Below are 1,161 nucleotides of genomic sequence, written 5' to 3'. Positions count from 1 at the left end.
AGCAGCGAGGTGTCCCGCGCGGCGGTCTTCGCCAGGATCGTGGCGATGCCGTCGAGCCGCTTGAGCTGCTCGGCCCGGTGCGCCTCGCTGCTGGTGTCGTCGGCCTTGACGTGCGCCCTCTCCTCGCGCACGAGCAGGCCGACCACCTGGAACTTGGTGCGCACCGACGACATCACCCGGCCGCGCTGCACCGCCGACTCGACCTCGCGCACCGCGCGGGCCAGGACGGGGATGATCCCTTCGTTGTCGAGGTCGCGGACCCGCCTCCGGTCGCGCTGGGCGGGCCGGCGAGCGCCGGACTGGCGCTGGCCTCGTCGAGCCACGGACTCCTCCTCTGGAGCGTCCCCGTACGCCGCTCGAGGTGGGTCGGTACCCCTCCGTGACCGGCGCCCGGGGATGATCGAAACGTCGAGCGGAGTGGCCCGGGCGGCTGCCCCGCGACGTGGCCCCGGGTCCCACGGATCTGGCGGAGCGCGAGGTCTACGTGGGGACCGGAACTGGTTCCATGGTAGCGCCTGTCGGCTCGCCGGGGCGACTTCTCGGAGCAGGCGGTCCGGTCAGCGCAGCCGGGCCAGGTACGCCTCCGCCGTGCGCACGTCGCGCAGCCGTCTCTCCCACGTCACCCCCACGACGGTGAGCACCGTCCCGGCCGCGGCGATCAGCACCCAGGAGGGCAGCTCCGCGGCGTACGGCGCGACCTCCCGCAGCACCAGGACGGCGCCGACCACCGCGCCGACCACGAGCGGGGCCTGCCAGCGCAGCCGGGCACCGCCCAGCACCAGCGCCAGGCAGCCCAGCCCCAGCAGCACCGCGCGCCAGGAGACCGGCTCCTCCAGCGCCGAGAGCAGCGAGGGCACCGTCGCCAGGGTCAGCCCGGGCCCGAGGGCCACCACCGTCCCCGCCCCCTCGTCGCGGCGCAGCCGCCGGAGCCCGACCACGGTGAGGGCGACAGCGGCGGGCAGGGTGTAGGGCTCCGGGGCGTGCACCCCCAGGTCGTAGAGGCGGACCCAGCTGGCCAGCACCAGGAGCAGCCCGCCCAGCCAGCCGGCCCGGCGCCGGTGCGGGTGCAGCAGCGCGGACGCGGACACCGCGGTGCCGGCGACCGTGAGCTCCACCGCCAGGGTGAGCAGGCCGCGCGAGTCGCTCTCGGCGAACGCGGCG

General features: G+C 76.1%; 1 protein-coding gene and 1 pseudogene. Both read right to left on the bottom strand.

What is annotated here, in order from left to right:
* A pseudogene (locus PLP61_RS16415) lies at positions 1–323 on the bottom strand (ATP-dependent helicase); the annotation flags it as partial.
* Positions 324–557: 234 nt separating this feature from the next.
* On the bottom strand, positions 558–1,161 hold a 604-nt coding region (locus tag PLP61_RS16410), incomplete at its 5' end, for an SCO7613 C-terminal domain-containing membrane protein (RefSeq protein ID WP_502889100.1).

This window comes from Nocardioides sp. (genome assembly GCF_035429765.1).
Lineage (GTDB): Bacteria > Actinomycetota > Actinomycetes > Propionibacteriales > Nocardioidaceae > Nocardioides.
This window is presented reverse-complemented; position numbering and strand designations above follow the sequence as displayed.